The sequence below is a fragment of the Intrasporangium chromatireducens Q5-1 genome (assembly GCF_000576575.1).
GTDB classification, from domain to species: Bacteria; Actinomycetota; Actinomycetes; order Actinomycetales; family Dermatophilaceae; genus Intrasporangium_A; species Intrasporangium_A chromatireducens.
In genome coordinates this window covers 1-2,811 of sequence record NZ_AWQS01000368.1, presented here as the reverse complement: position 1 = coordinate 2,811, position 2,811 = coordinate 1, and the positions used below count along the sequence as shown (strand labels likewise).

Annotated in this window: 4 protein-coding genes and 1 pseudogene; all 5 read left to right on the top strand. The window is 73.2% G+C overall.

Annotated elements, in window-relative coordinates:
• Positions 1-288: pseudogene (locus tag N864_RS25215) on the top strand (DNA polymerase III subunit gamma and tau); the annotation flags it as partial.
• 36 nt (positions 289-324) lie between these two features.
• Positions 325-1,083 carry a class I SAM-dependent methyltransferase gene (locus tag N864_RS21095; protein ID WP_034722037.1) on the top strand — a complete coding sequence of 253 codons (759 nt, stop codon included), beginning with the start codon at positions 325-327 and terminating at the stop codon, positions 1,081-1,083.
• Between the two features lie 76 nt (positions 1,084-1,159).
• Positions 1,160-1,831 (top strand): lysophospholipid acyltransferase family protein, encoded by a 672-nt coding sequence (locus N864_RS21090; RefSeq protein ID WP_034722033.1) that lies wholly within the window; start codon positions 1,160-1,162, stop codon positions 1,829-1,831.
• An 83-nt stretch (positions 1,832-1,914) separates the two neighbouring features.
• On the top strand, positions 1,915-2,520 hold the full coding sequence (gene recR / locus N864_RS21085; protein WP_034722031.1) for a recombination mediator RecR: 606 nt from the start codon (positions 1,915-1,917) through the stop codon (positions 2,518-2,520).
• Positions 2,521-2,598: 78 nt separating this feature from the next.
• A partial coding sequence (locus tag N864_RS21080) for a DUF5063 domain-containing protein (protein ID WP_034722030.1) occupies positions 2,599-2,811 on the top strand: 213 nt, incomplete at its 3' end.

Here is a 2,811-nt window from a genome sequence, read left to right as displayed (position 1 = left end):
GCGGCAGGCGGCATCACCGGGGGTGGACCGGCGTCCGACCGGCCCAACCGTTCCGAGGCAGCGCCGCGCACCGCCCGGTCCGGGCCGGCCGCGGTCCGGGCCTCACTCGATGCCGCCCGTCGTTCCGGTGCCCCCCAGCAGAGCAAGCAGCAGGAGCCGCCGCGTCGGGTCACCGACGACTCCGCCGTCAGCGACGACGACGAGGACATCGAGGTCTCGACCGACGTCGGGCGAGCCGTCATCGAGAAGGTCCTCGGCGGCCGGGTGCTGCAGGAGTTCGACGAATAGCCCGCCCCCTCGGGCCGCGGCGGCTACCGTCGGTGGATGGCGTTCGACGTCGCCGGTGATGCCTACGGCCGGTTCATGGGCCGCTACTCCGAGCCGCTTGCTGCGCAGTTCGTCGACTGGCTCACCCCGCCACCCGAGGCGCGCGCCCTCGACGTCGGGTGCGGCCCCGGCGCCTTGACCGCCGTGCTGGCCGACAGGTACGGCCCGGACCGCGTCCATGCCGTGGACCCGTCCCCGACTTTCCGCGCCGCGGTCACACGGCGGCTGCCCGACGTCGAGGTCCGGGAGGGTGTGGCCGGCGCGCTGCCGTGGGGCGACGACGAGTTCGACCTCGCCCTCGCCTCCCTCGTCGTGCACTTCATGCCCGATCCCGTCGCCGGCCTGTCGCAGATGCGACGGGTGACCCGACCGGGTGGCCTCGTGGGTGCGACCGTGTGGGACCTCGCCGGGCACCGCGCCCCCGTGAGCCTGCTCGGTCTGGCGGCACGGGACCTCGACCCGTCCGCGCCTGGCGAGGAGGACCTGCCCGGGGCCTCTGGTGGCCAGCTCGCCGGCTACCTCGAACAGGCCGGGCTCCAGCAGGTGGAGGAGACCGAGCTCGAGGTCGTCGTCAGTTATGCCTCCTTCGACGAGTGGTGGGAGCCGAACACCCTCGGCGTCGGGCCGGCCGGCGACTATGTCCGCAGCCTCGGCCCCGACGAGCGAGACCGGCTCCGCGACCGGTGCGCGGAACGCACCGGTGCGGCACCGTTCGAGATCCGCGCCGTCGCCTGGGCCGCCGTGGGCCGGGCGTGACGAAGATCGCCCCGATCCGCGACCGCTCCGTGGTGGTCTCGGACCGCGCAGCCGGGTCCCGCCCTAAAGTGGCCCCATGTTGTACAGCCTCAGCCGCGGAGTCCTCGTCCCGCTGAGCCGTGCGCTGTACCGCCCGACGATCGTCGGCGCCGAGAACGTCCCCCGGCACGGCGCCGTCATCCTCGCCAGCAACCACCGCAGCTTCATCGACTCCTTCGCGATCCCGCTCGCCTCGCCCCGGCAGGTCCGGTTCCTCGCCAAGGAGGAGTACTGGACCGCGCCCGGGCTCGGCGGCCGGCTGCGCAAGGGGTTCTTCGACGCGGTCGGAATGGTCCCCGTCAACCGGCTCTCGGCCACCGCGGCCCAGGAGAGCCTCGACAAGGGCCTCGAGGTGCTGCGTGCGGGCGACGCCTTCGGGATCTACCCCGAGGGCACCCGGTCCCGGGACGGGCGCCTCTGCCGCGGCCACACCGGTGTCGCGTGGCTCGCGCTCAACGCCCGGGTCCCGGTGGTGCCCGTCGGCCTCATCGGCACCGAGAAGATCCAGCCGGTCGGGGCCCGGTTCCCGACCCTCGCCAAGGTCACCGTGAAGTTCGGCGAGCCCATCCCGTTCGAGCGCTACGAGGGCATGCCGGCCGGCAAGGCGCGGCGCCAGCTGACCGACGACGTCATGGACGCGATCGCGGAGCTGACCGGTCAGGAACGGGCCGGCGGCTACAACCAGGTCCCGACCGGTCAGCCGACCTGACGCGACGCTGCCATCACCCGGCCGCCGCAGGCGTCGCGTCGGGCCTGGCAGCCGCTGTCGGGCCGACGACATAGGGTGAGGCCGTGTACGAAGGCGCGGTCCAGGACCTCATCGACGAGCTCGGGCGACTCCCCGGGGTGGGCCCCAAGAGCGCCCAGCGGATCGCCTTCCACCTCCTGCAGGCCGACGCCGAGGACGTGACCCGGCTCGTCACCGCCCTCACCGAGGTCAAGGCCAAGGTCCGCTTCTGCGAGGAGTGCGGCAACGTCGCCCAAGGCGAGCGGTGCCGCATCTGCGCCGACCCGCGCCGCGACCATTCCGCCATCTGCGTGGTCGAGGAGCCGAAGGACGTCGTCGCCATCGAGCGCACCCGCGAGTTCCGCGGCACCTACCACGTCCTCGGCGGCGCGATCAGCCCCATCGACGGCATCGGGCCCGACGACCTGCGGGTCCGCGAGCTGATGCAGCGCCTCGCGGGCGGCGAGGTGCAGGAGGTCATCATCGCGACCGACCCCAACCTCGAGGGCGAGGCGACGGCGACCTACCTGAGCCGGCTACTGCGCACGACGGTCCCCGACCTGGCCGTCACCCGCCTGGCCTCCGGACTGCCGGTGGGTGGCGACCTCGAGTACGCCGACGAGGTCACGCTCGGGCGGGCCTTCGAGGGGCGTCGCCGGGTCGACGCGTGACCGGCCACGCGAGAGACTGAGCATGCCCGCTCAGCCCGCTCAGCGGCATACCTCCACAAACGGACCAGGGAAGGCCACATGACCACCGAGACGACCGGGGCAGACGACCTCACCGCCCTTGCCGAGCTGACGGCTCGTGAGGCGAGCGCCTACCTCACGACGGTGACCGAGGTCGCGTCCGGCAGCTCGCCCGACACTGCGATCCCGATCCTCACCCTTGCCCTCTCGCAGGTCCTCGTCGCGGGCGCCCGGCTCGGCGCGATCCAGGACGTCGTGCCCGAGGAACGCTAC